Here is a 24,915-nt window from a genome sequence, read left to right as displayed (position 1 = left end):
GGGTGGGCGGCACGGCGGCGGCTCCGGGGTGTATTCGCGAGGGATATGGCAAATGTCAGTCTCGGTGGAAACAGTGACGACAACAGTACGGGGGGAGACGGGAATTGCGTGATCATGCGCATGGAAACGTTCCCAGAAACCGTCCCGAACGCGGATAGTCGTGATGGCTGTGCCCATTGTCACCGAATGGTCCCAGGTCGCTCGATGTTCGCTTAACCTTCGCCCACCGACCGCTGACGTCGCCGGGATTGCCGGCGGTTGGCCCCGGGGTACCAGGAAACTAAACCTTCGTTAAGTGTCAATCCGGCGCGTGTGGGAGGCTCTGGTGGCAGCACAGGAGACGGTCGAGCACAAGTACATCTACGACTTCGCCGAGGGCAACAAGGACCTCAAGGACCTGCTCGGCGGCAAGGGGGCGAACCTCGCCGAGATGTCCAACCTCGGCCTGCCGGTCCCGCCCGGCTTCACCATCACCACCGAGGCGTGCAAGGCGTACCTCGCAACCGGCCGCGAACCGGACGGTCTGGCCGACCAGATCGAGGCGCACCTGCAGGCCCTGGAACGGACGATGGGCCGCCGGCTCGGCGACCCGGACGACCCGCTGCTGGTGTCCGTACGCTCCGGAGCGAAGTTCTCCATGCCCGGCATGATGGAGACCGTCCTCAACGTCGGTCTCAACGACCGCAGCGTCGTGGGGCTCGCCCGACAGGCCGGCGGTAGTGCCGACCAGGCCGCCTCCGGCGGCGCGGACAGGTTCGCCTGGGACTCCTACCGCCGCCTGATCCAGATGTTCGGCAAGACCGTCTGCGAGGTGCCGGGCGAGGAGTTCGAGCACGCCCTCGACGAAACCAAGCGCGCCAAGGGCACGAGGAACGACCTGGACCTCGACGCCGATGACCTGCGCGGGCTGGTCGACGCGTACAAGAAGATCTTCGCCAAGCACACCGGCCGGGACTTCCCGCAGGAGCCGCGCGAACAGCTCGACCTGGCCATCCGCGCGGTCTTCGACTCGTGGAACGCCGAGCGGGCGGTGCTCTACCGTCGCCAGGAGCGCATCCCGGCCGACCTCGGCACCGCCGTGAACGTGGTGTCGATGGTCTTCGGCAACCTCGGCCCCGACTCCGGCACCGGCGTGGCCTTCACCCGCGACCCCGGCAGCGGCGCTCAGGGCATCTACGGCGACTACCTCGCCAACGCCCAGGGCGAGGACGTCGTCGCCGGCATCCGCAACACCGTGTCGCTGCAGCAGCTGGAACAGCTCGACAAGAAATCCTACGACGAGCTGCTCGGGATCATGGCCAGGCTGGAGGAGCACTACAAGGACCTCTGCGACATCGAGTTCACCATCGAACGCGGCAAGCTCTGGATGCTCCAGACCCGGGTCGGCAAGCGCACCGCCGCCGCCGCGTTCGTCATCGCCGGCCAGCTCGTCGACGAGGGCCTGATCGACCTCGACGAGGCGCTGCAACGGGTCAACGGCGCGCAGCTCGCCCAGCTGATGTTCCCCCGCTTCCAGCTCGACCACGGGATCGAGCCGGTGGCCAAGGGCATCGGGGCGTCCCCCGGCGCCGCCTCCGGGAAGGTGGTCTTCACCTCCGCCCGCGCCGTGGAGTTGGCCGCCGAGGGCGAGCCGGTGATCCTGGTCCGCCGGGAGACCAACCCGGACGACCTCAACGGCATGATCGCCGCCCAGGGCATCCTCACCTCCCGCGGCGGCAAGACCAGTCACGCCGCCGTGGTGGCCCGGGGCATGGGCAAGACCTGCGTCTCCGGCGCCGACGAACTGGACGTCAACGTGCCCGCCAAGCGGTTCACCGTCGGCGAGCACGTCGTCGTCGAGGGCGACGTGGTCTCCATCGACGGCACCACCGGCGTGGTCTTCCTCGGCGAGGTGCCGGTCATGCCGTCGGAGGTGGTGCAGTACTTCGAGGGTGAACTCGACCCGGAGCGGACCGACGACGCGCTGGTGAAGGCCGTACACCGGATCATGACGCACGCCGACACGACGCGGCGGCTGCGGGTCCGCACGAACGCTGACACCGGCGCCGACGCCGCGCGGGCGCGGCGGTTCGGCGCCGAGGGCATCGGCCTGTGCCGCACCGAGCACATGTTCCTCGGCGACCGGCGGGAGCTGGTGGAACGGCTCATCCTCGCCGGCACGGACGCCGAACGGGAGGACGCCCTCGCGGCGCTGCTGCCGTTGCAGCGCGCGGACTTCGAGGAGATCTTCCGGGAGATGGACGGCCTACCCGTCACCGTCCGGCTGATCGACCCACCACTGCACGAGTTCCTGCCCCCGTTGGAGCAACTCGCCGTCAACGTGGCCGTCGCGCAGGAACGCGGGGAGGACGTGGCCACGGAGGAGGCCCTGCTGGCCGCAGTCCGGCGGATGCACGAGGAGAACCCCATGCTGGGCCTGCGCGGTGTCCGCCTGGGCCTGGTCATCCCCGGCCTGTTCGCCATGCAGGTCCGGGCGATCGCCGAGGCCGCCGTCACGGTGACCCGGGCCGGCGGCTCCGCCTGCCCGGAGATCATGGTGCCGCTGGTCGGCGCCGTGCAGGAGCTGGAGACGGTCCGCGCCGAGGCCGAGAAGATCATCGCCGAGGTGGTCGGCGACAGCGGCGTCGAGGTGCTCATCGGGACGATGATCGAGGTGCCCCGGGCGGCGCTGACCGCCGGGCAGATCGCCGAGGCGGCGGAGTTCTTCTCCTTCGGCACCAACGACCTGACCCAGATGGGCTGGGGCTTCTCCCGCGACGACGTCGAGGGCGCATTCTTCTGGCGCTACCTCGAACTGGGCATCTTCGGCATCTCGCCGTTCGAGTCCATCGACCGGGAGGGCGTCGGCCGGCTGGTCCGGATCGCCGCCGAGGAGGGCCGGGCGGCCCGCCCCGGACTGAAGCTCGGGGTCTGCGGCGAACACGGCGGCGACCCCGACTCGGTGCACTTCTTCCACGAGGTCGGCCTGGACTACGTCTCCTGTTCCCCGTTCCGCGTACCGGTGGCCCGATTGGAAGCCGGCCGGGCCGCCGTCCGGACCACCGGCTCCGACAGCCGCTGAGCAACCCGTCGCCGGCGGCTCCGGTCACCCGGAGCCGCCGGCGAGGCGGGTCGGCGCGGACCGGTCCGGCGTAACCTGGGCACCCGCGAGGAGTTCCGCACGGTGAGGGGTGGCGGCATGACCAGTGCCTGGGCGAGCGTGCCGCCCGCCGCCGACCCGCGCGGCGCCGACCTCGCCGACGCCCACCGATTCGTCGACGAGGTGCCGAAGGACACCGGCCACGGCCGGTCGCCGTACGAGCGGGACCGGGCGCGGGTGCTGCACTCGGCGGCGTTCCGGCGGCTCGCCGCGAAGACCCAGGTGCACGTCGCCGGCACCGACGACTTCCTGCGTACCCGGCTGACCCACTCGCTGGAGGTGGCCCAGATCGCCCGGGAGATGGGCGCCCGCCTCGGTTGCGACCCGGACGTGGTGGACACCGCGGGGCTCGCCCACGACCTCGGCCACCCGCCGTTCGGGCACAACGGCGAGGACGCCCTGGACCGGCTCGCCGCGAGCTGCGGCGGATTCGAGGGAAACGCGCAGACGCTGCGGGTGCTGACCCGGTTGGAGGCCAAGGTGCTGGGCCCGGACGGGACGTCCGCCGGACTGAACCTGACCCGGGCCGCGCTCGACGCGGTCACCAAGTACCCCTGGCCCCGCCGCCCCGGTCTGCGCAAGTTCGGGGTGTACGCCGACGACCGGCTGGTCTTCGACTGGCTGCGGGCGGGCGCGCCGACCGCCGGCGCGCCGACCGCCGGCGTCCGGCGGTGCCTGGAGGCCCAGGTGATGGACTGGGCCGACGACGTGGCGTACTCGGCGCACGACGTGGAGGACGGCATCCACGGCGGTTACGTGTCGCTGCGTCCCCTGCTGGACGACCCGGACGAGCGGGTCGCGCTCTGCGCCGACGTCGCCGCGACGTACTCCGGCGAGTCCCCGGCCGACCTCGGGGAGGTGCTGGTCGACCTGCTCGCCGACCCGGTGCTCGCCCAACTGGCCGATTACGACGGCAGCCACCGGGCGCAGGTTGCCCTGAAGGCGACCACCAGTGTGCTGACCGGGCGCTTCGTCTCCGGCGCGGTGGCCGCGACGCAGCAGCGATTCGGCCCCGGCCCGCACCGCCGCTACGCCGTCGACCTGGTCGTGCCCCGCGAGATCCGCGCGCGGTGCGCGCTGCTCAAGGGCATCGCCCTGCGGTACGTGATGCGCCGCCCCGGCTCGCATGGCCGCTACGAGCGGCAGCGGCAGATCCTCGCCGACCTGGCCGCCGTGCTGGCCGACCGGGCACCGGACGCGCTGGATGCGGTCTTCGCCCCGCTGTGGCTGGCCGCCCCGGATGACGCGGCCCGGTTGCGGGTGGTGATCGACCAGGTGGCGTCGCTGACCGACCCGGCGGCTGTGGCCTGGCACGCCCGGCTGGTGGGCGGCGACCGGGCGGGTGACCCGTGACCGACGGTGGGGGACCGGGCTTGGACGGGCCGGCATGACTTAGGTTAGCCTAACCGCATGACGGAGCGCCCGAAGAAGGTTACGTCCGCCCGGGTCGTCCGGACGGGGCGGCCCACCCCGCACCTGGTCCGGCTGGTGCTCGGCGGTGACGAGCTGGCCGGCCTGCCGGTAGGCGAGTTCACCGACCACTACATCAAAATCATCTTCCCGGTGCCCGGAGTGGCGTACCCGGAGCCGATGGATCTGGCCGCGATCCGTCGTGACCTGCCGTCCGCGCAGTGGCCACGGCTGCGCGCGTATACCGTGCGGGCCTTCGACCCGCTCGCCGGCGAGCTGACCGTGGACGTCGTGCACCACGGCGACGAAGGGTTGGCCGGGCCGTGGGCGGCCGCGCTGCGCCCCGGCGATCCGGTGCACTTCGTCGGCCCCGGCGGGGCGTACGCCCCGGGCCCCGACGCCGACTGGCACCTGCTGGTCGGGGACGAGAGCGCGCTGCCGGCCATCGCCGCCGCTCTGGAGCGGCTGCCCGCGGGCGCTCCGGCCACCGTCCTGGTCGAGATCAGCGGCCCGGCCGAGGAGCAGCGTCTGCTCAGCCCGGGCGCGGTCGACCTGACCTGGCTGCACCGGGGCGACCGGCCGGTCGGCGAGGCGCTCGTCGCGGCGGTCCGCGCGCTGGACTTCCCGCCCGGGGACGTGCACGCCTTCGTCCATGGCGAGGCGACGTTCGTCAAGGAGCTGCGCCGGCTGCTGCGCGTCGAGCGCAACATCCCGCGCGAGCGGCTCTCCATCTCCGGTTACTGGCGGCGGGGCATGGACGACGAGGGTTGGCGGGCCAGCAAGCCCGACTGGAACCGGCAGGTGGAGGCGGAGGACATCGCCGCCGTTCCGGCCTGACCGGCCCCCCACCCTCTAACGCCGACTACGGCTACGAGGGCAACATAGGCGACCTGTTCGTCCTGGAAGTCCCGACGGACCGGCTCACCCGCGCCTGACGCCGCTCTGGGTGTCTGACCCCGTGGGTGTCGCCACACCCCGTCCCCCGGCGGCGGAATCGTCCGCCGGGCAGGGCAGGATGTACGCCGAGGGGGTGGCAGGAGATGGCTGGGCGGATCCGGGACGAGGACATCGCGCTGGTCCGGGAACGCACCTCCATCGCCGAGGTCATCTCGGACACGGTGACCCTGAGGTCGGCCGGCGGCGGCAACCTCAAGGGCCTGTGCCCGTTCCACGACGAGAAGAGCCCGTCGTTCAATGTCTCGCCCGCCCGCAACGTCTTCTACTGCTTCGGCTGCGGGGTGGGCGGCGACGCGATCAAGTTCCTGATGGACGCCGAGCATCTCAGCTTCGTCGAGTCCGTCGAGCGGCTCGCCGCCCGCGCCGGCATCCAACTGCGGTACGTGGAGAACGACCAGGCCGCGCCGCGTGGCCGCCCGCAGCAGGGGCAGAAGCAGCGCCTGGTGGCCGCGCACGCCGCCGCCGTGGAGTTCTACCAGGCTCAGCTCACCACGGCCGGTGCCCGCCCGGCCCGGGAGTTCCTGGCCCGGCGCGGCTTCGACCGGGCCGCCGCCGAGCGGTACGGCTGCGGGTTCGCCCCCGACGGCTGGGATCTGCTCACCAAACATCTGCGCCAACAGGGTTTCACCCACGACGAACTGGTCACCGCCGGGTTGTCCCGCCCGGCCCGATCCGGCTCGCTGATCGACCGGTTCCGCCGCCGGTTGCTCTGGCCCATCCGGGACATGACCGGCGACGTGATCGGTTTCGGCGCCCGCAAGCTCTTCGACGATGACGACGGCCCGAAGTACCTCAACACCCCCGAGACGCCGATCTACAAGAAGTCGCACGTCCTCTACGGCATCGACCAGGCCAAGCGGGAGATCGCCAAGCAGGGCAAGGTGGTCGTCGTCGAGGGCTACACCGACGTGATGGCCTGCCACCTGGCCGGGGTGCCGACCGCGGTGGCCACCTGTGGCACGGCCTTCGGCGCGGACCACATCACCGTGCTGCGCCGGCTCCTGCTGGACACCGACGACGTGGCCGGCGAGATCATCTTCACCTTCGACGGGGACGCCGCCGGCCAGAAGGCCGCGCTGCGGGCCTTCGAGGACGACCAGCGTTTCGTCGGGCGTACCTTCATCGCGGTCAGCCCCGACAACATGGATCCGTGCGAGCTGCGCCTGGCCAAGGGCGACCTGGCGGTCCGCGACCTGGTCGCCCGCCGTGAGCCGCTGGTCGACTTCGCGCTGCGGCACGTGATCAGCCGGTACGACCTGGACACCGTCGACGGCCGGGTGGAGGCGATGCGTCGGGCCGCCCCCCTGGTCGCCAAGATCAAGGACCGGGAGAAACGCCCCGAGTACGTCCGCAAGCTCGCCGGCGACCTCGGCATGGAGATCGAGCCGGTGCAGCGCGCGGTGCTCGCGGCGGCCCACGCCCCGGCCGGTGAGCGGGAGACGGCGTCGGCAGCCCGGGCCCGCGCCGCCGCGCCGCAGCCGGCGGCGGACAGTCCGCAGACGATGGTCGAGCGGGAGGCGCTGAAGCTCGCACTCCAGGAGCCGGTGCTGGCCGGGCCGATGTTCGACGCCGTCGAGGCGTCGGAGTACCGCCATCCGGTGCACGTGGCGGTCCGGGCGGCGGTCGCGGCGGCCGGCGGGGTCGCGGCGGCGGTCAGCGGTGCGGTCTGGATCGAGTCGGTCCGCGACGCCTGCGAGGATCTGGCCGCCCGGGCGCTCGTCGGCGAGCTGGCCGTCGAGCCGTTGCGCATCGACGGCGAGCCCGACCCGCGCTATGTGTCGATCACCATGGCCCAGCTCCAGTGGGGCTCGGTCACCGGCCGGATCCGGGACCTCAAATCCAAGATCCAGCGGATCAACCCGGTCAACAGCAAAGACGAGTACTTCGCGCTGTTCGGGGAACTGCTCTCGCTGGAGCAGCACGCGCGGGCGCTGCGCGAGCAGGCCGCGGGGGGACTGTGATGGGACTGTTCAGCCGCAAGCCGAAGCTGCCGCCCGCCGCCCGGCCGCCGCTGGCCGCCGACGAGCGGGTGCTGGCCTGGGCCGCCGCCGGCAACGGCGAGGGCGACGGCGTGGTGGTGGCCAGCAACCTCGGGTTGTGGCTGCCCGGCCGGGGCCACCGGTTGGGCTGGCACGAGATCCTCAAGGCGGTCTGGTCCGGCCGGGAGCTGACCGTCACCCCCGCCGAGATGGTCACCGATCGGGGCGGCTACCGGATGGTCGCGGACTGTCCCGCCGAGACGTACCTGCTGCTCGACCCGGGGGACCTGCCGCACCAGGTGCGAGCCCGGGTGACCCGCTCGGTGGCGTGGACCGCCCACCACCCGCTGCCCGGCGGCGGCGGCCGGATCGCTGCCCGGCGGGTCGCCGGAGTGGACGGTCTGACCTGGACGGTACGCCTGGACCCCGGCACCCCCGCCGACGACGAGGTGCTGGCCGAAACCGACCGGCTGGTCGCGGACGCCCGCGCCACCACCGCGCCCGCCGACGTCTGACCGGCGTCCCTGCCTGCCTGTGCGCACCTCGGCTGTCACCGTCCCTGCCCCTGCTCCCCTGGCTGCCACTGTTCGGGGGCGACTTCACGGGGGTGCCGGCGCTCCACGTACTTCTCTGCTCGCTACGGACTTGCTTACATGAACGACTCACCATGCCGCGCCCGACGTGACGCGCCGTGCCGGTGGCGTTCAGGTGCGTGACACTTCTCGGGGGCCACGATGTTCATCCGATCTGTCGACGGCGACCGTCGCGCCGCCCTTCCCCGATGGGCGGTGCGGGTCGCCTCCGGGCAGCGATGATCACTGCGGCGGCGGTTACCAGGATGAACACCGCCACCGCCGCAAAGGCGATCAGGGTCTGCCAATCGGGGTGGATCACCGACTGGCCTCGCTTCGCCTGCCAGGTGAGCACCGTGAACACACCGGTGTAGCCGAGCCCGGCGACCCCTACCAGCCGAGCCCGGACCCGTTCGTCGCGTAGCCAGCTGCGCCGGGTCGCAAGTACGCCCAGGACGGCCGTGACGAGGAGTAGCACCTGGACGCCGTGCATGCCGATGAAGTGCGGCACGCGCAGGTCGCCGCCGGTCGTGCTCCAGTGCGTGAGGGGCATTCCGTTGCCGTCGGGGTCGCCGATGCCGTGGCCACCAGTCATGGAAACCGGGTGGCCGTTGGCGTCGGTTACCGTGCGGGGCGTGGCACCTGGGGGGTTACTGAGCCAGAGGGCCACGACCATGCTGGCGACGGCCAGTCCGAGTCCGGCACGCAGGGCGCGTGTCAGGACGCGGTCGCCGGCGCGTTGGATCAGAACCAGGATCGCGATGGCCAGGGTGGTCAGCAGCAGCGGCATGATTCCGAAGGCGAACACCGTCTGCACAGTCCGGGCGACCGGGTCCGTGTTGGCGTTGAAGTGACTGAAGGTGCCGCGTGCGGCGGCGTAGGCGACGGCACCGACATCGAGCAGCCCGGCGACCGCGAAAATGGTGCCGAGCCACCAGCCGATGCGTCTGCCCTTGCGCAGCTTGCTGAGCAGCCACGCCAGCGTGAGGCCGTACACCCCCATGGCGAAGCCGAACTTCATCGGCTTCAGCCAGACCGATTCGCCCATGAGCAGGCGATCGTCAACGAACAGACCGACGGCGCACGCCAGCACCAGGGCGAACATGAACATCGCGTTCACCGTCAGCGGGCGATGCCAGCCGCGCATCGCGCTGAGAGGTGTCGTGAGAATGGTCAAGGGGTCTCCAAACGAGGATCAGCAGGTCGTAGCCAGTCGCATACCGGGCTACTGGCCCTCGTTTCTGTTCCGTATGCCATCAGCCTCGTCGAACACGCCGCGCAGAACCATCCGGTGAACCCCCGGATACACCCGGGGATTCACCCCTGGAGCGCAGGCATGGAAAAATGTTCTGCACCGTCAACGGTGACGGGCCCGCCGTGCGGCAGGATCCACCGCGTCCGCACCGGGCACCCCGGGAGACGCTGTGTTTGTCACCCACCGCGGTAGAAGCGGGCCGCCCCGGGGTGCAGCGGGATCGGGTCGGTGTCCGAGGCGCTCTGCCGGGTGAAGTTGCCCGCCTCCGGATGCACCTCGATCAGCTCCCCCTGGTGGGCGAAGAGCAGCCGGGTCAGGTCGTACGCGAGTTGCTCCGGCATGTCGGCGCCGACCAGGATCATGTTCGACACCGTCACGGTTGGCGTGCCGGCCCGCGTCCCGTAGGCGTGCTTCGACAGCTCGGCGGTGGTGTACACCGACCCGTACGCCGTGTTGAGCGGGTCGATCAGGTCGGCGATCGGCAGCAGCTCGAACGCCCCGGGCGCGCCGGCGAGCAGGTCGGCGATGCCGGGGGTGGGCAGGCCGCCGGAGAAGAACATCGCGTCCAGGGTGCCGGCCCGCATCCGCGCGACCGTCTCCGGCAGGGACAGGGTGAACCGGCGCACGTCCCGGTCCGGGTCGATCCCGCCGGCAGAGAGCAGCCGGCCGGCGATGATGTCGGTGCCGGACCTCGGCGAGCCGGTGGAGATCCGCTTCCCGCGCAGCCCCGCGAAGTCCCTGATCCCGGCCTCCGCCCGGACGATCACGTGGGTGTAGTTGCTGTACACCCGGGCCAGCGCGCGGACCGGCTGGGGCTGGTCGAACGCCCCCCGGCCGGCGACCGCGTCGGCGGCGGTGTCGGCGAGGCTGAACGCGATCTCCATGTCCCCGCCAACCAGCCGGGTGATGTTCTCCACCGACGCGCCGGTCGGCTCGGCCCGCGCCTCGTATCCGGGCAGGTGGCGGCTGATCACGTCGGCGTAGCCGCCGCCGAGCTGGTAGTACACGCCCGTCGTGTTGCCGGTGGCCAGGAAGATGCGGCCGCCGTGCCAGGTCTCAGTGCGGGTCTCGGCCGGCCCGCAACCCGCGGTGAGCACGGTGACCAGCACCGCCGCAAGCCACCGTGGCGACCGGCCGGTCACGCCCGGACCGCCGGTTCCAGCGCCTCGGCCACCCGCTGCACCAGCGTGGCCGTCTCGAAGCCGATCTGGCCGAGGTCGCAGCCCGGCGCCGCCAGCACCCCGAGCAGCGCCCGCTCGCCGACCGCCATCACCAGCATCACGCCGCCGTCCATGTCGATGATCTGCTGCCGTACCCGGCCGGCTGCCATCAGCCGGGCGGCGCCGACGGTCAGGCTGGCCAGTCCACTGATCACCGCGGCGAGCTGGTCCACCTGGTCGGGGGAGAGACCAGGCGAGGACGCGAGCCGGAGGCCGTCCTGGGAGACCGCCACGGCGTGGGACACGTCCGGCACCCGCTCGGCGAAGTTCGCCAGGAGCCAGTCGAGGCCGGCGTTCACGGGTGAGGTCATTGTGGTCTCCCAATCGATCCGTTGTGCTGATCACGTCGCATAGCGCTCGCCACGCCCTCGGCGAGGGCGGAGAGCCGGGCCCGCACCACCTCCGGGTCGAGCGGGTCGTCCGCCGGCGCCGCGGTCGGGGCGTGGTGCAACGCGGTCGGCAGCGCGCCGCCGCGGGTACGGCGGGGCAGGGCCGTGCCGGTGGTCACGGCCGCCCTGGCAGGCGGCGGCGACGTCGGGTGGTGGTGCGCCTCGGCCGGCATCGCCGGTGTGGGCGGCGGGCCGTTCTGGGGCTGGAACCAGGCGGCCGACGTGGTCGGTTGCGGCCGGCTCGCCGTCGCGGGACGGCGGGACACGGCCTCGACGCGGGTGAGCGCCTTCTCCGGGATATCGACCTGGGCGACCGTGCCCTGTCTGGTGTTGTGCAACTGCACCCGGATGCCGTGCCGGGCCGCGAGGTGCGCCACCACGTGCAACCCCATGCTGCCGGCCGCCGCGCTGGAGAGCACGGCGGGTACGAGGAGCCGCGCGTTGATCTCGGCAAGTCGGCTCTCGTTGATTCCGATGCCCTGGTCGTGTACCCGCAGGGTGAGCCCGTCGACGGTGCGGCGGCCGTCGACGTGCACCGGCGCGTGCGGCGGCGAGTAGTGGGTGGCGTTCTCCAGCAGCTCCGCGAGGAGGTGGACCAGGTCGCCGACCGCGGCGCCGCGTACGGCGGCGGCCGGCACATCGATCTCGACCCGCTGGTAGTCCTCGATCTCGGAGGCGGCGGCGCGGACCACGTCGGCGAGCAGGTGGTCGCCCTCGTGCGCGCGGCCCGGCTCGCCGCCGGAGAGGACCAGCAGGTTCTCCCCGTTGCGACGCATCCGGGCGGCGAGGTGGTCCAGGGCGAACAGCCGGGCCAGCGCGTCCGGATCGGTCTCCTCGCGTTCGAACTCGTCGAGCAGCCGTAGCTGCCGGGTGATCAGCGTCCGGATCCGTCGGGCCAGGGCCTCCGCCATTCGGGTCACGTCCCGGCGCAGCTCGGCCTGTTCGCCGGCGAGCCGCAGCGCGGCCCGGTGCACCGTGTCGAACGCCTCGGCGACCTGGGCGACCTCGTCGCGGCCCTGCCGGACGCCGGCGGTGAGCCGCGTCGCCTCGCCCTCCGCCGGCGCTCCTTCGCCGGCCGCGATCGCGGTGATCCGCTCGGGCAGCTCGGTGTGGGCCATGGTGAGGGCGGCGGCCCGCAGCCGGCGCAGCCGGCGGCTGGTACGAACGGCGAGCAGGGCGGCGGCCAGCAGTGCGGCGGCGGCGACGGCGGTGGTGGCGCCGCCGGTGACCAGGGCCTGCCGCCGGGCTTCCCGGGCCAGGCGCGCGGCCTGTCCGTCCAGCTTCTCGGACAGTTCCCGGCCCAGGAGGTTGTACCGCCGGATGACCCCGCTCTGCGCCACGTACCAGGCGTCACCGTCGACCTTCAGCGCCGCCGCGACGGTGTCGCCCTCGGCGGCGCCGTCGCGCATCCGTCGCGCGGTCGTCACGTCCGTGCCGGCCATCAGCCGGTCGTGGGTGGCCTGCGCCTCCCGGCTGGCGATTCGGTTGAACTCGGCCCGGCGCTGTTCGTGCGCGCCGCGGAGCTGGCCGAGCCGGACGAGTTCTCCCGGCGCCAGCCCACCGCGAACGAAGACCGCCCGGAGCAGGTCGCGTTCCAGGGAGGCCAGGTGTTCCTGGGCGGCCACGGCCGCCACCTCGCGGGCCGCGTTGGCCAGCTCGGTGTCGCGCAGCTGGGCGGGCAGCGCGTCGGCGACGGTGAGCAGGGAGCCGACCAGTGCCAGGTAGGTCGCGTCGGCGGCCCCGGAGTCCGCTGCGGCCACGCGGGCCGGCTCCAGTCGGTAGAGCTGGTCGTCGGCGGTGTCGAGCACCCGGCCGAGGTCGGGTGCCGCCCGGCGGGCCGTCCGGCCGGCGGTGCGGTACCGGTCCACGGCGGTGTCCACCCGCCGCCGCTGCGCGTCGACCAGCGGCCGGCCGCTGGCGCCGCCGCGCTGGCGCAGGGCGGCCGTCTCGCCGAGTTCCCGCTCCAGCTCGTGCACCAGGCGCACGGTGGCGGTGGCGGTGCCGGCGAGGACCCGGGCGCGGTCGGCGTCGGTGGAGGCGTCCAGCGCGGTGTCGGTCTGGACGGCGCCCGACACCACCAGGGCCACGGTGGCCGCCAGGATGGGCGCGAGGAGCTGGGTGCGTACCGACCAGAGCTGGTCGGTGTGGTCCGTGGGCCGGTTGTGCCGGCGGACGCGGGCGGGGTGGGGGAGCGGCACGGGTTCTCCCGGTGTGGTCGGGGCGCCGGGTCCGGGTGGCGTCGGCCCGGACCCGGCGTGCGGGGTCAGCTCGCGCCGAGGTTCCGCAGGGCCTCGGCCGCGCCGCGGTGCAGCGGTACGGGGTCGGTCTTGCGGGCGTTGGTCAGGTTGATGCCCTTCGCCGCCGGGTTGGCCTGGCCCAGCGCGTCCTGCTTCTCGAAGACGGTCCGGGTGATGGCGCAGGCGACGTTCGCGTCGAGGTCCTTGCGGACCAGCAGCACGTTCGGCACGACGATGGTCGGGGTGTCCGCAGCGGTCCTGTACGCGTCCGCCCTGATGGTGCCGGCCTGGTAGGCCGGGTTGAGCTCGGTCATCTTCGGCAGCAGCGGACTGATGTCGATGAATCTCACCTTGTCGCCGGCGGTGGTGAACAGGTCGGTGAGCCCGCCGGTGGGCACCCCGCCGGACCAGAAGAACCCGTCGACGCTGCCGTCCTTGATGCCGTCGACGGTCTTGGCCAGGTCGAGGCGCTGTGCCTGGATGTCCTTCGCCGGGTCCAAACCGGCGGCGGTGAGCAGCCGGTTGGCGATGACCTCGGTGCCGGACTTCGGCGAACCGGTGGAGATCTTCCTGCCCTTCATGTCGGCCACGGAGTTGATGCCGGCGTCGGCCCGGACCACCACCTGGGTGTAGTTGTCGTAGATGCGGGCCAGCGCCTCTACCGGCTGCGGGGTGGCGAAGCTGCCCTTGCCCTGTACGGCGTTGACGGCGGTGTCGAACAGCGAGAAGGCGACGTCGTACTGGCCGCCGACGAGCTGCTCGATGTTCTGCACCGAGGCCCCGGTCTCGGCGGCGGTGCCGGTCAGCTTACCGCCGGTGGTGGCGGCGAGTTGACCGGCGAGGGCGTTGCCGACCACGTAGTAGACGCCGGTGGCGTTACCGGTGGCGATGCCGACCCGCGTGTTGTCGGTGACCTCGCAGGTGACCTCGCTGGCGACGTCGTCCTTCGTCGCGCTGTCCTGCCGGCCTCCGCAGCCGGCGGTGCCGGCCGCGACGAGAGCCAACGCTCCCACGCCCACGGCTGTCCGCATGGTGATCCGCCTCATGAGATCTCCTCCCCAGGATGTCCGGATGGGACTGGTCGGGGCACGCCGGTCCGGCCCGTCGCGCCGCGTCGTACGGCCACACCCGCCACCATGGCGACGGCCAGGGCCGCGCCGACGGTGACGGGTACGGGTTCGAGCCAGAGCAGCGTCAGCCCGGCGAGCGCGCCGAGGATCCGCTCCGGTGTGCCGGCCGGCCCCACGCCGGGCAGCCAGCCGCCCGCCGCGACGGCCAGCACCGCCACGCTCAACGCGCAGACCGCCCCGGCCACCGCTATCCGTCCGGCCCCGCCGATGCCGAGCAGCCCGAGCCCGGTCGGGGTGACCACGAAGGCGAGCGGGATCAGGTAGGCCGGCAGGGCGTACCGCAGGGTCTGCCACATGGTCGGCACCAGCCGGCCGCCGGTGACCGCGGCGGCGGCGACCGCCGCCAGCGCGGTCGGCGGCGAGACCTCGGACAGCACCGCGAAGTAGAAGACGAACATCGCCGCGGCGGGGGCGGCCACGCCCAGGTCGAGCAGGGCCGGGCCGATGATCACCCAGCCGATCACGAAGGAGGCGGTGACCGGCACCGCCAGCCCGAGCAGGCTGAGTGCGACGGCGGAGAGCAGCGCGGTCAGCGCCAGCACCACCGCCGGTTCGGCGCTGACCGCCTTCGCCCCGCCGATCAGCAGGGCGGCGGCCTGCGGGCCTAGCCCGGTCTTGGTCGTGGTGGCGGTGATGACGCCGGCGGCGGCGCAGACCGCGCTGACGGCGAGCACACCGCGTACCCCGGCGCTGAGCGCGCCGACCAACCGGGCCGGGGTGAGCCGGTGGCGTCGGTCCAGGAAGGACAGGGCGGCGGCGAGCGCGGTGGCGCCCACCACCGCCCTGGTCGCGGAGAAACCGAGGGCGAGCAGGCCGGTGATCACCAGGAGGGACAGGAAGTGGTAGCCGAACCGGCCGAGCAGCCGCCAGGGCGACGCGGCGTCGACGGCCACCGGCCGTACCCCGGAGCGGCGGGCGTCGATCTCCACGGAGAGCAGGATGCCGAGGTAGTAGAGGACCGTCGGGATGGTCGCCCAGCCGAGCACCCGCAGATACGACACGCCCAGGTACTCGGCGATGATGAACGCCGCCGCGCCGAGGGTGGGTGGGGAGAGGATCGCGCCGACGCCGGCGGCGGCGAGCATCCCGCCGGCGCGCTCCGGCGGGTATCCGGCCCGGCGCAGGACGGGCCAGGTGACCGCGCCGATGCTGACGGTGGTGGCGGCGCCCGATCCGGAGACGGTGCCGAGCAGGAAGCCGGACGCGACGGCGGTGCGGCCGGCGGCTGTGCGGGAGCGCCGGAAGGCGGCGGCGGAGAGGTCCACGAAGAACCGGCCCGCGCCGGAGAGGTCGAGCACCGCGCCGTAGATGGTGAACAGCACGATGTACGTGGCCGCGACGTCGAGCGGGGTGCCGTAGAAGCCGCTGTCGGAGTTGTAGAACGCGTCGACCAGATTGGCGAAGTCGATTCCGGCGTGCGCCACCGGCCAGGACTGCGGCAGTAGCCCGCCGTAGTAGCCGTAGCCGAGGAAGAGCAGGCAGACGGCGGGCAGGATCCAGCCGGTGGTGCGCCGGCAGGCATCCAGCAGCAGGAGCAGCAGCACGGTGCCCATGGCCACGTCGAGTGGGGAGAGCAGCGCCTGCCGGTCGAGGAAGGCGTCGTAGCCGCCGCCACCGCCGGGCAGGGGCACCGGCAGCACCGGGTAGAGGCAGCAGACCAGGGCCGCCGCTGCCAGTGCCCAGTCGGTCGCGGTGGGTCGCGTGCCGGCGGGGGCCCGGCCGCCGCCGGCACGCGCGCCGCCGGCTGTCGCGCGCCGCCGACACGGCAGGGGCAGATCCGCCGGGTACGCGAGGAAGACCAGTGGCAGCACGCCGGCGAGGAAAATGATCAGGTAGTACTTGCTGCCCTGCGACAGCGGGGCGAACACCTGCCCGAGCGCGAACAGGGCGACCGCCACCGACGCGCCGGTGACCAGCAGGCCGACGGGCCCGGTGAGGTCCCGCCCGGGTTTCTCGTCCTCGAACCGGGCGGTGAGGTCGGGCGGTTCGGGGCCCTCCGGACGGGTCGGACCGAGCGTCCGGTCGGCGGCGGGCGGGGGCGCCGGGGCGTCGTCCACCGTGGTGCCCCGGCCGCCGGAACCGGGCTCCGGCGGTGGCGGGGTGGAACCGTCGGGGGAACGTACGGACGACACGAGGGGGCACGATACGCGAATTGCCGACCCCAGGGAATATTGCTCATTGTGATTGCACTCGGTGATGAAGGCGGGCCGAAAATCACGCAGAGGCACTCCTGTTAGGCGCGGTTCTCCCAAATGGTGAACGGATAGGTTGACAAACAGGCAGAGTGGTTGATGAGCAAAAGTGATATGTCCATAATGGTGGTATGTTGCCGCTTCGGTCTACGGCGGTGCGGATAGCGGACAGGGTGGGCGCCTCCCGGCGCGGTCGGTCGCGGTGCGTAGTTGGCGCTACGGTGCGTGTCGGACCGTGTGCCGGTTGTGGCGGATGTCGAAAGGTGTCGCGGCTGTCGGAGGTCGCCGGTACGGTCGGCCGGTGACCAGTACGGCACCACTCATCCAGGCCCGCGGGCTGGTGAAGCGGTTCGGCGACTTCTCCGCCGTCGCCGGCATCGACGTGGCCGTCCTCCCCGGCGAGGCCTTCGGCTTCCTCGGGCCCAACGGCGCCGGAAAGTCCTCCACCATGCGCATGATCGGCTGCATCTCCCCACCCAGCGGGGGAGAGCTGCGCATCCTCGGAATGGACCCGGTGCGGGACGGCCCCGCCATCCGGGCCCGCCTCGGTGTCTGCCCCCAGCTGGACAACCTCGATCCGGACCTGACCGTCCGGGAAAACCTGACCACCTACGCCCGCTACTTCGGTGTTCCCCGCCGCACCGCCCGCGAGCGCGCCGCCGAGCTGCTCGACTTCGTCCAACTCACCGAACGGGCCGACAGCAAGGTCGAGCCGCTGTCCGGCGGGATGAAACGCCGCCTGACCATCGCCCGCGCGCTGGTCAACGAGCCCGACATCGTGCTGCTCGACGAGCCGACCACCGGGCTCGACCCGCAGGCCCGCCACCTGGTGTGGGAGCGGCTGTTCCGGCTCAAGCAGCAGGGCGTCACCCTCGTGCTGACCACCCACTACATGGACGAGGCCGAGCAGCTCTGCGATCGGCTGGTGGTGATGGACGGCGGCCGGATCGTCGCCGAGGGCTCACCCCGGGCGCTCATCGAGCAACACTCCACCCGCGAGGTGGTGGAGCTGCGCTTCGCGGCGGATTCGCAGGAGGCGTTCGCCGAAAAGCTGGACGGGCTGGGGGAACGGATCGAGGTGCTGCCCGACCGGATCCTGCTCTACGTCGCCGACGGGGACGTCGCCCTCGCCCAGGTCGAGGCGCGCGGGCTCACCCCGGCCGCCGTTCTGGTCCGACGCAGCAGCCTGGAGGACGTCTTCCTGCACCTCACCGGTCGCACCCTGGTCGACTGACCGCCCGGCGGCGGCAGGCCGTAGCGTCGGCGGCCGGCACGGGGGAGGGGTGCACGATGGATACTCGGTCACCACGGCAGGCGGGTCTGACCGCGCTCTGTCTCGGTGTCTTCGCGACGATCTGGTTCAGTGTGCCGGCGGCCGAGCCGCCGCTGCGTGCCCTGCTCGTGGTGGCCAGCGGCGGGGCGCTGCTGACCGCATTCGGCGGCGCGGCCCTGGTGCTGCGGGCGGGCCGCGCCGGGTCCGCGCTGCCCCGCGACCGGCGGGCCGACCGGCGGTACCTCGTCATCGTCACCGTCGAGTTCGCCGTGGCGGTGCTGGGCGCCGCGCTGCTCGCCGCCCTCCGGCGAGGCGAGTACGTGCCCGTGCTGGTCTGCGCGGTGGTCGGTGCGCACTTCCCGCCGCTCGCCCCGGTACTCCGGGACCGGCTGCTGGTGCCGCTCGGGGTGGCGATGTGCCTGCTCGCCCTGGCCGGGCTGGTGGTCGCGCTCGTCTCGTCGGCCCAGGCTGGGCTGGTCGTCGGCACCGGCGCGGGCCTGCTGCTCTGGGCGTACGCCCTGCTCGCCCTGCTCCGCGCGCCCACGCGGGCGGGGTCGCGCGGGCGGTAAAGGCCGCGACGGCCCCGGCGGGCGCCCGTAGGGTGAGCCTGTTCCGTCGTATCCGGCCGACAGGAAGGCCAGGGTGCACGACGGCGGCCGGGCGAGGGGAGCAGAGGTGAGCGTGGCGCAGCGGGCGCGACCGGGGTTGCCCCGGGTGCCGGCGTTGACGGTGCTGGCCTACCACCTCACCGGCTACCGCCGCACCTGGCGCTCCGGTGTCTTCTCGTCCTTCCTGCTGCCCACCCTGACCGTGCTCGGCTTCGGCTTCGGCGTCGGCGGTTACGTCGACCAGGGCGTCGACGGGGTGCCCTACCTGGAGTGGATCGTGCCCGGGCTGCTCGCCTCCACCGCCCTGCAGGTAGCGGTCGCCGAGTCGACCTTCCCGGTGTTCGCCAACTTCCATTGGACCAGGACGTACACCGCGCAGAGCGCCGCGCCGTTGCGGGCCGGCGACATCGTCGCCGGCCACCTGGCCTTCGTGCTGTTCCGGGCGGTCACGGCCAGCGCCGTGTTCCTGCTGGTGACGACGCTGTTCGGGGCGGTGGCCTCAGCCTGGGCGGTGCTCACCCTGCCGGTGGTGGCGCTGCTCTGCCTGGCGGTGGCCGCGTCCACCTTCGGGTACGCCGCCGCCGTGTCCAGCGACAGCTGGCTGGCCATGCTCTTCCGGTTCGCGGTCGTTCCGATGACGCTCTTCGCCGGCGTCTTCTTCCCGGTCGAGTCGCTTCCCGACGGCCTGCGCCACCTGGCGTACCTCACCCCACTCTGGCACGCCGTCGACCTGTGCCGGGCGGCCACGCTCGGCGTGCCGCCGCACTGGTCCGTCGCCGGGCACCTGCTCTATCTGGCCGCCTTGGCCGTCGGCGGCGCGGTGCTGGCCGTCCGCCTGTTCCGTCGCCGGCTCGTGGTCTAGGAGCCGCACATGGTCACCCTCGTCCTGCCCCGGCTGCTCAACATCGCCGCCACCACCCGCCGCTCCGCCTCGATGGTCGAGCGGAACGTGGCGACGCTGAAGTGGGTCTACTGGCTTCTGCTCGTGTCCGGGTTCGCCGAGCCGGTGCTCTACCTTTTCTCGATCGGCGTCGGGGTGGGCCGGCTGATCGACGGCATGACCCTGCCCGACGGCCGGGTGGTGGAGTACGCAGTGTTCGTCGCCCCGGCGATGCTCGCCTCGTCCGCGATGAACGGGGCGCTCGCCGAGACCACCTTCAACTTCTTCGGCAAGTTCAAATACCAGAAGCTCTACGACGGGATCATCGCCACACCGGTGCGGCCGATCGAGATCGCCCTCGGCGAGCTGGCCTGGGCGATGGTGCGCGGCTCGGCGTACTCGGCGGCGTTCCTCGCGGTGATGGTGGCGATGGAGCTGACCACCGTCGGGCGCGCCCTGGTCGCGTTCCCCGCGGCGGTGCTGACCGGCTTCGCGTTCGGGGCGGCCGGCATGGCGCTCTCCACCTTCATGCGTAGTTGGCAGGATTTCGACCTGATGGGGTCGGCGCAGTTCGTCCTCTTCCTCTTCTCCGGCACTTTCGTGCCCGCCGAGGCGTACCCGGCGGTGCTGCGTTGGCTGGTCGAGGTGACCCCGCTCTACCGCGCGGTGCACCTGCTCCGGGGCGTCTGTGTGGACGGGGGCGGCTGGCCGGTGCTGCCCGACGTGCTGTACCTGCTGGCGCTGACCGTGGCCGGGCTGGTCGTGGCGGCCCGGCGGATGGCGGGCCTGCTCTACCGCTGACGGGTTAACGGTCGGCCCTCGCGGGGCATGTCGAGGGACGTCACCGACCACGAGGAGGGGCGCATGGCCTCCGACGACACGTCCGCCCGGGGCGGGCGCAGCCGGCCGGCGGGCCCCGACGACGGGCCGGCCGGCCCGTCCGACCTGCCCGGCAGCGGCTGGACAGCGGCGATGAGGCGCACCGTTCGGGAGTTCCGCGACGACAGCCTGGTCGACTGGGCCGCCGCGCTGACCTACTACGGCGTGCTCTCCATCTTTCCCGGTGTGCTGGTGCTGATCTCCCTGCTCGGCCTGCTCGGCGACCGGGCCACCACCGGAGTGCGGGACACCGTCAACCAGGCGGCGCCGGAGCCGAACATCCGCCGCATCATCGAGGGCGCGATCGACCAGGCGGGCGCTTCCGGCGGGCTGGCCAGCCTCGCCGCGATCGTCGGTCTGGTCGCCGCCTTCTGGTCCGCCTCCGGCTACATCGCCGCCTTCATGCGTGCCTCGAATGCCATCTACGACGTCCCGGAGGGCCGGCCGATCTGGAAGACGCTGCCGATCCGGCTCGGGGTGACCGCGGTGATCGGGGTGCTGCTGCTGGCCAGCGCGGTGATCGTGGTGTTCACCGGCGGCTTCGCCGAGCAGGCCGGCAGCGCGATCGGGGTCGGCTCCACCGCCGTGGCGGCGTGGAACATCGCCAAGTGGCCGGTGCTGCTGGTGCTGGTCAGCCTGATGTTCGCGATTCTGTACTGGGTCTCGCCGAACGCGCGGCACGGCGGTTTCCGCTGGGTCAGCCCGGGCGGGCTGCTGGCTGTGGTGATCTGGCTGGTGATCTCCGGCCTCTTCGCCCTCTACGTCAGCAACTTCGGGTCGTACAACAAGACCTACGGGGCGCTCGCCGGTGTGATCATTTTTCTGGTGTGGCTCTGGCTGAGCAACATCGCCATCCTGCTGGGCGCGGAGTTCGACGCGGAGCTGGAACGCAGCCGGGCCATCTCCGCCGGCCACCCGCCCGAGGAGGAGCCGTACGTCGAGCTGCGCGACGACCGCAGGTTGCGGAAGAAGCGCAACGCCCCCGGAAAGCGCTGACCGAGCCCGGTCGCGCCGGGCGCTGGCATCCGCGGTGCGCCGGCGCGGTGGCGGGACGACTGCCGTACCGTGGCCGGATGGGAGACCTCAGGCGGTGGCGCCGGGTCGCGCGGGAACATCCGGCGCTGTCTGACGCGCTGCTGGCCACCGCGCTGCTGCTCGCCGTGGCCGTCGTCACGGTGCTGCTCGGGCAGTTCACCGCGCTCGCGTGGGGGCCCCTCGTGCTCGTCGCGGCGGTCGCCGCGTACATCGTGCTGCGCCGTGGGAACCGGCGGGCCGCCTTCGGGGCGGGGGTCGCGGTGACGCCGGCGCCCAGCCTCACCCGGCTGGACGCCCTGGTCGAGGCCGGCGGGAGTGCTCGCCCGGTGCGGTGGACCGTCGCCGGCCAGCCCCGGCCACTGCCCGCCGCGGTGGACGAGACGGCGTACCGGATCATCGAGGAATCGCTGGCCGACGCTGACCGGTACGCGCCGGGGGCGGCCGTCGTGGTCCGCATCCGGTACGACCCCGGCGGCGTCACCGTCGAGATCCGCGCCGGGATCAGTGGCGATGGGGTGGGCGCCGACGCCCCGGGAGCCGGCGAAACGCGGTGGGGCGGTGGGGACGGCCCGGCCCGGCTACGGAAGCGTGCCGCGACGCTCGGCGGCACCCTTGCCGCCGGTCCTTGCGCCGACGGTGGCTGGCTGGTCCGGGCAGAGCTGCCCGCCCCCGAGGAACGGGCCGGGTGACGTTCCGGGGGCGGTGTCGGGCCCTCGGGCGACGAGTGACGGCCGGCCCGCCCGCCTGAGCCCCGTGGCCCGTCGGCAGCACCCCGGACGCACGTCGGGCCGGTCACCCTGCGGTGACCGGCCCGACGGAGGTACGCGATCAGGCGTTGCTGCCGTTGGCACCCGAGCCCGGGGCCTTGGGCTTCGGGGTGGTGCTCGTCGAACTGGTGACGTTGCTCGAACCGGTAGAGCTGGTGCCCGCCTTGGCGCCGACGGTGGCCGGGGTGCCGGCGAAGGTGTCGTCCGCCGCCGTGAGCCCCGGCCTGCTGCCGTTGCCGCTGAGCTTCTCGCCCAGCTTGGACTGGCCGAGCTTGTCCTTGCCCTCCGAGTAGAGCCGGGTCGCCTGGGCCTGCGCGACGCCCGCCGCCTCCTGCACGGTCGGGTGATCGAGCACCTTACGGCCGCGGACGACCAGCTCCTCGTACTTCTCCCGGCCGGCACGGGCGCCCAGGACGAAGCCCGCAGCCAGCCCGCCAAGAAACATGATCTTTCCGCGCATGGCGGCTCCTTCCGTTCCTGACGCTCCCGCCGTTCCCCGCCCGGCACACCCGGACCGGGACCGACCTGTTCGCGCCTGCGTCCTCTGTCGGCAGCTAACTACCCATCCTGCTCTCCGCTCATACCTGGTGGTGCTGGGATGGCGATTTGTCCGCATTATTTTGCCGGCGTGGCGGCCTGCGCCCGGCGGGCAACCGTCGTCGACCGCTGCGGTGGACTGAACCGGGATTGGGTAACCCCCTGGACCGGACCCCCGGGGAATCCTGTACTCTTGTGCCGTCGCCGAGCGCCGGAGAGATCCGGAGCGGACGGCACGCGGTCCCCCGTAGCTCAATTGGCAGAGCAGCCGGCTGTTAACCGGCAGGTTTTTGGTTCGAGTCCAAACGGGGGAGCTCAGCTCCACACCACGCCCGTCGGCCCAGGCCGGCGGGCTTCTGCTTGCTGTAGACCTGAGTACGTGGCCGACGCGCCGTGTCGGCCCGGCCGGTGTCGTCTGCCCGGTCGGTGACCCCGGCCCGCGTGTGGACAGTGCCGACGCTCCTCGCTTCGGCGCATCAGCTTCCACCGGCTCGCCGCCCGACTGCGCTGTGCTGTGCCGGTTTGCCCGGCGGTTGCCGGCGGGCTCATCGGAGCCGGCGATTCCGACAGCGGCGGGCACGTCCAGGGCGTCTTGGCCGGCGGCTGGGGGACGGCGGACGGCGTGCCCACCGAGCCGCGCCGTAGGGGTGATTCCGGGCACTCGACGAGAGCGGCTGACTGTTATCCTCGCGTAGCCCATCGTGCCGGCGCACGCGTGATCATTTATGTCGGTTCGGTGGTAGCCGGTGATCCGCCGAGCGGGTTACGATCCGGCGCGGCATCGGGGCGGTAGCTCAGCCGGTTAGAGCAGGGGACTCATAATCCCTCGGTCGCGGGTTCGAGTCCCGCCCGCCCCACCACGGTTTAGCTGCGCAAACGCCCCTCAGGACATTGATCCAGAGGGGCGTTCCTCTGCGTAAGGGGACAGCTGGGGGACAGGTCAGGCGCTCGGGCGGTCCCGCAGGGCCGAGGCGAGGCGGTCGACGGTCTCCCGCACACCGTCGACGTGTCCGGCCGCGCGCGTGGGCGTCGCCGAGGGAACGCAGCCCGAGCAGCCACAACACGGCGTCGGCCAAGAGCAGGGTGACCAGTTCGGGCGTGACGGGATGGGTGGTCGTGAAGGCGTAGAACAGTAGGGCGGTCAGCAGCAGCCCAGCGAGGGTGACGGCGACGGTGCCGAGGCGGTGCATGGTGGGGCTCCCATCGGGGTGACATGGAGGAGGACTTGTCTGCCGGTGTTGCGCCACACCTGCGCGTGCCGGCCCGCGATCGGACGCGGGATGCTGTCAGTTGACCGCTATGGTGGCCACCTCCCACAGGTGCCTGCTGCCCTACCGATTGTTGACGGTGGGAAAGTTTCTCAGAGTACTGTCTTGATCACTGCTAGGTAGCCATCTTCGTACACGCGTGCAGTGGACGCATCGAAGGGTTACCTGACTGCGCGGTTCGCGCAGGATGGGATTCCCGCCCTGTTGCCCGGTTCGGCCCATCTTTACTGGTCAGTATGGGTGCCGTTCGGGTGCGTCATCTGCAAACCGCTACCAGTGGTGCGCAGCAGGCAAAGCGCGCGAACGCGCATCGATGGGAAGCAGGGCGGGCGATCATGAAGCCGATCAGGCGGTGGTCAGCTCGAACTGATTGGCCGGGTATACACCCCTCAACCGTCCGCCGACCGTGACCACCTGGACCGGCACGCCCTCCGGAATGCCGAGCGAGGCTCGTTCCTCTGGTGTGGGCATTCGCGCCTGGATGATCGCCCCACGCGGTACCGACTCCCGCCGCAGCTCAACGGGCTCGCGGACCCGTGTGCCTCGACCGGATGCTGCATCCACCAGACCCTCCGCCCGCAGCAGGCTGACCGCGCGTCGGACGGTACCGCGACCAACGCCGTACTCCTGGCTGAGGCGGGTCTCCGAGGGCAGCAGGTCGCTGGGCGCGTACACCCCGGCGATGATGCGGGAGCGCAGCTGGGCGGCGAGTTGGAGGTGGCGGGGCACGCCGGAGTGCAGGTCGATCACAGCGCGGACGCTATGGACGCCTGAGCGGACGTCCGATAGGCGCAACGTTCGATCGTTCGCCGAAGGTCAGGCGGGCGGTGTGGCTGCCACGAACGAGCCCTTGCCCTGGTGTGTCTCGATCCAGCCGCGCTCGTCAAGGATCCGCAGCGCATACCGGATCGGCGTCGCCGACGCCCCGTACTGGGCGCACAGCTCGACGATCGACGGCAGCTTGTCACCGGGCCGGAGCGCACCGGACCGGATGGATGCGGTCACGTCGTCGATGACCTGCTCGTAGACGGGTCGTCTGGGCATGGCGGGGCCACCTCTCGTCAGCCCTCCGAGCATCCCACCCCACATGACACTCTGTGCATGCAGTGTTGACTCTGCATACACAGCACTCTAAGTTCCTCCGCAGGGCCTCTCGTCAGCAACGGACGGCCCCGGCCGGGCGGGGAC

19 protein-coding genes, 2 tRNA genes and 1 pseudogene are annotated in these 24,915 nt (G+C 72.2%); 13 read left to right on the top strand and 9 right to left on the bottom strand.

All coding sequences use genetic code 11. The annotated features are described in order from the left end of the window. Positions 1–325 precede the first annotated feature (325 nt). From ppdK to E1193_RS15795, 5 genes and pseudogenes are all read left to right on the top strand, one after another. The gene (gene ppdK / locus E1193_RS15815) at positions 326–3,061 is read left to right on the top strand and encodes a pyruvate, phosphate dikinase (RefSeq protein WP_132183962.1); all 2,736 of its coding nucleotides are present in this window, start codon (positions 326–328) and stop codon (positions 3,059–3,061) included. A gap of 117 nt (positions 3,062–3,178) precedes the next feature. Beyond that, entirely contained in the window at positions 3,179–4,492 is a 1,314-nt protein-coding gene (locus tag E1193_RS15810) for a deoxyguanosinetriphosphate triphosphohydrolase (RefSeq protein ID WP_132183961.1), read from the top strand. Between the two features lie 57 nt (positions 4,493–4,549). After that, complete coding sequence (locus E1193_RS15805) at positions 4,550–5,386, top strand: siderophore-interacting protein (RefSeq protein WP_132183960.1); 837 nt, start codon at positions 4,550–4,552, stop codon at positions 5,384–5,386. A gap of 178 nt (positions 5,387–5,564) precedes the next feature. After that, a pseudogene (gene dnaG, locus E1193_RS15800) lies at positions 5,565–7,467 on the top strand (DNA primase). Beyond that, positions 7,467–8,000, top strand: a complete 534-nt coding sequence (locus E1193_RS15795) for a hypothetical protein (protein ID WP_132183958.1) — start codon at positions 7,467–7,469, stop codon at positions 7,998–8,000. The pseudogene dnaG and the gene E1193_RS15795 overlap by 1 nt, the downstream one beginning before the upstream one ends. Before the next feature lie 223 nt (positions 8,001–8,223). On the opposite strand, the gene E1193_RS15790 is transcribed toward E1193_RS15795, so the two are convergent. The 6 genes from E1193_RS15790 to E1193_RS15765 form a co-directional block, all read right to left on the bottom strand. After that, positions 8,224–9,234, bottom strand: coding sequence for a hypothetical protein (locus E1193_RS15790; protein WP_243707683.1), 1,011 nt, complete (start codon positions 9,232–9,234; stop codon positions 8,224–8,226). 254 nt (positions 9,235–9,488) lie between these two features. After that, on the bottom strand, positions 9,489–10,454 hold the full coding sequence (locus tag E1193_RS15785; RefSeq protein ID WP_132183957.1) for a TAXI family TRAP transporter solute-binding subunit: 966 nt from the start codon (positions 10,452–10,454) through the stop codon (positions 9,489–9,491). Further along, positions 10,451–10,843 carry a roadblock/LC7 domain-containing protein gene (locus E1193_RS15780; RefSeq protein WP_132183956.1) on the bottom strand — a complete coding sequence of 131 codons (393 nt, stop codon included), beginning with the start codon at positions 10,841–10,843 and terminating at the stop codon, positions 10,451–10,453. The genes E1193_RS15785 and E1193_RS15780 overlap by 4 nt, the downstream gene beginning before the upstream one ends. Beyond that, a complete protein-coding gene (locus E1193_RS33795) occupies positions 10,840–13,119 on the bottom strand; it encodes a nitrate- and nitrite sensing domain-containing protein (RefSeq protein WP_132183955.1) in 2,280 nt (759 codons plus the stop codon). The genes E1193_RS15780 and E1193_RS33795 overlap by 4 nt, the downstream gene beginning before the upstream one ends. A 65-nt stretch (positions 13,120–13,184) precedes the next feature. After that, a complete protein-coding gene (locus E1193_RS15770; RefSeq protein WP_132183954.1) occupies positions 13,185–14,204 on the bottom strand; it encodes a TAXI family TRAP transporter solute-binding subunit in 1,020 nt (339 codons plus the stop codon). Further along, positions 14,201–16,420 (bottom strand): TRAP transporter fused permease subunit, encoded by a 2,220-nt coding sequence (locus tag E1193_RS15765; protein ID WP_132183953.1) that lies wholly within the window; start codon positions 16,418–16,420, stop codon positions 14,201–14,203. The genes E1193_RS15770 and E1193_RS15765 overlap by 4 nt, the downstream gene beginning before the upstream one ends. 361 nt (positions 16,421–16,781) lie before the next feature. On the opposite strand from E1193_RS15765, the gene E1193_RS15760 reads away from it, so the two are divergent. The 6 genes from E1193_RS15760 to E1193_RS15735 all read left to right on the top strand — a co-directional run bounded on the left by E1193_RS15760 (position 16,782) and on the right by E1193_RS15735 (position 21,844). After that, positions 16,782–17,714 (top strand): ABC transporter ATP-binding protein, encoded by a 933-nt coding sequence (locus E1193_RS15760; RefSeq protein ID WP_132183952.1) that lies wholly within the window; start codon positions 16,782–16,784, stop codon positions 17,712–17,714. 56 nt (positions 17,715–17,770) lie between these two features. Beyond that, positions 17,771–18,322 (top strand): hypothetical protein, encoded by a 552-nt coding sequence (locus E1193_RS15755; RefSeq protein WP_132183951.1) that lies wholly within the window; start codon positions 17,771–17,773, stop codon positions 18,320–18,322. Between the two features lie 106 nt (positions 18,323–18,428). Next, positions 18,429–19,223 (top strand): ABC transporter permease, encoded by a 795-nt coding sequence (locus tag E1193_RS15750; protein WP_243707681.1) that lies wholly within the window; start codon positions 18,429–18,431, stop codon positions 19,221–19,223. Between the two features lie 9 nt (positions 19,224–19,232). Next, positions 19,233–20,042 (top strand): ABC transporter permease, encoded by an 810-nt coding sequence (locus E1193_RS15745; RefSeq protein ID WP_132183950.1) that lies wholly within the window; start codon positions 19,233–19,235, stop codon positions 20,040–20,042. Between the two features lie 63 nt (positions 20,043–20,105). Continuing rightward, entirely contained in the window at positions 20,106–21,116 is a 1,011-nt protein-coding gene (locus tag E1193_RS15740; protein WP_132183949.1) for a YihY/virulence factor BrkB family protein, read from the top strand. 77 nt (positions 21,117–21,193) lie between these two features. Beyond that, entirely contained in the window at positions 21,194–21,844 is a 651-nt protein-coding gene (locus E1193_RS15735; protein WP_132183948.1) for a hypothetical protein, read from the top strand. Between the two features lie 139 nt (positions 21,845–21,983). Here E1193_RS15735 and E1193_RS15730 read toward each other — a convergent pair whose 3' ends face one another. Next, entirely contained in the window at positions 21,984–22,382 is a 399-nt protein-coding gene (locus E1193_RS15730; RefSeq protein ID WP_132183947.1) for a hypothetical protein, read from the bottom strand. 318 nt (positions 22,383–22,700) lie between these two features. Between E1193_RS15730 and E1193_RS15725 the strand changes: the two genes are divergently transcribed. Both E1193_RS15725 and E1193_RS15720 read left to right on the top strand, forming a co-directional pair. Further along, positions 22,701–22,773, top strand: a tRNA-Asn gene (locus E1193_RS15725). A gap of 469 nt (positions 22,774–23,242) precedes the next feature. After that, positions 23,243–23,319, top strand: a tRNA-Ile gene (locus tag E1193_RS15720). 753 nt (positions 23,320–24,072) lie between these two features. On the opposite strand, the gene E1193_RS15715 is transcribed toward E1193_RS15720, so the two are convergent. Both E1193_RS15715 and E1193_RS15710 read right to left on the bottom strand, forming a co-directional pair. Beyond that, complete coding sequence (locus E1193_RS15715) at positions 24,073–24,477, bottom strand: GntR family transcriptional regulator (RefSeq protein WP_132183946.1); 405 nt, start codon at positions 24,475–24,477, stop codon at positions 24,073–24,075. Between the two features lie 66 nt (positions 24,478–24,543). Continuing rightward, positions 24,544–24,771 (bottom strand): winged helix-turn-helix domain-containing protein, encoded by a 228-nt coding sequence (locus tag E1193_RS15710; RefSeq protein WP_132183945.1) that lies wholly within the window; start codon positions 24,769–24,771, stop codon positions 24,544–24,546. Positions 24,772–24,915: the final 144 nt, after the last annotated feature.

The organism is Micromonospora sp. KC606 (assembly GCF_004348675.1).
In the GTDB taxonomy this organism is placed as follows: domain Bacteria; phylum Actinomycetota; class Actinomycetes; order Mycobacteriales; family Micromonosporaceae; genus Micromonospora.
This window is presented reverse-complemented; position numbering and strand designations above follow the sequence as displayed.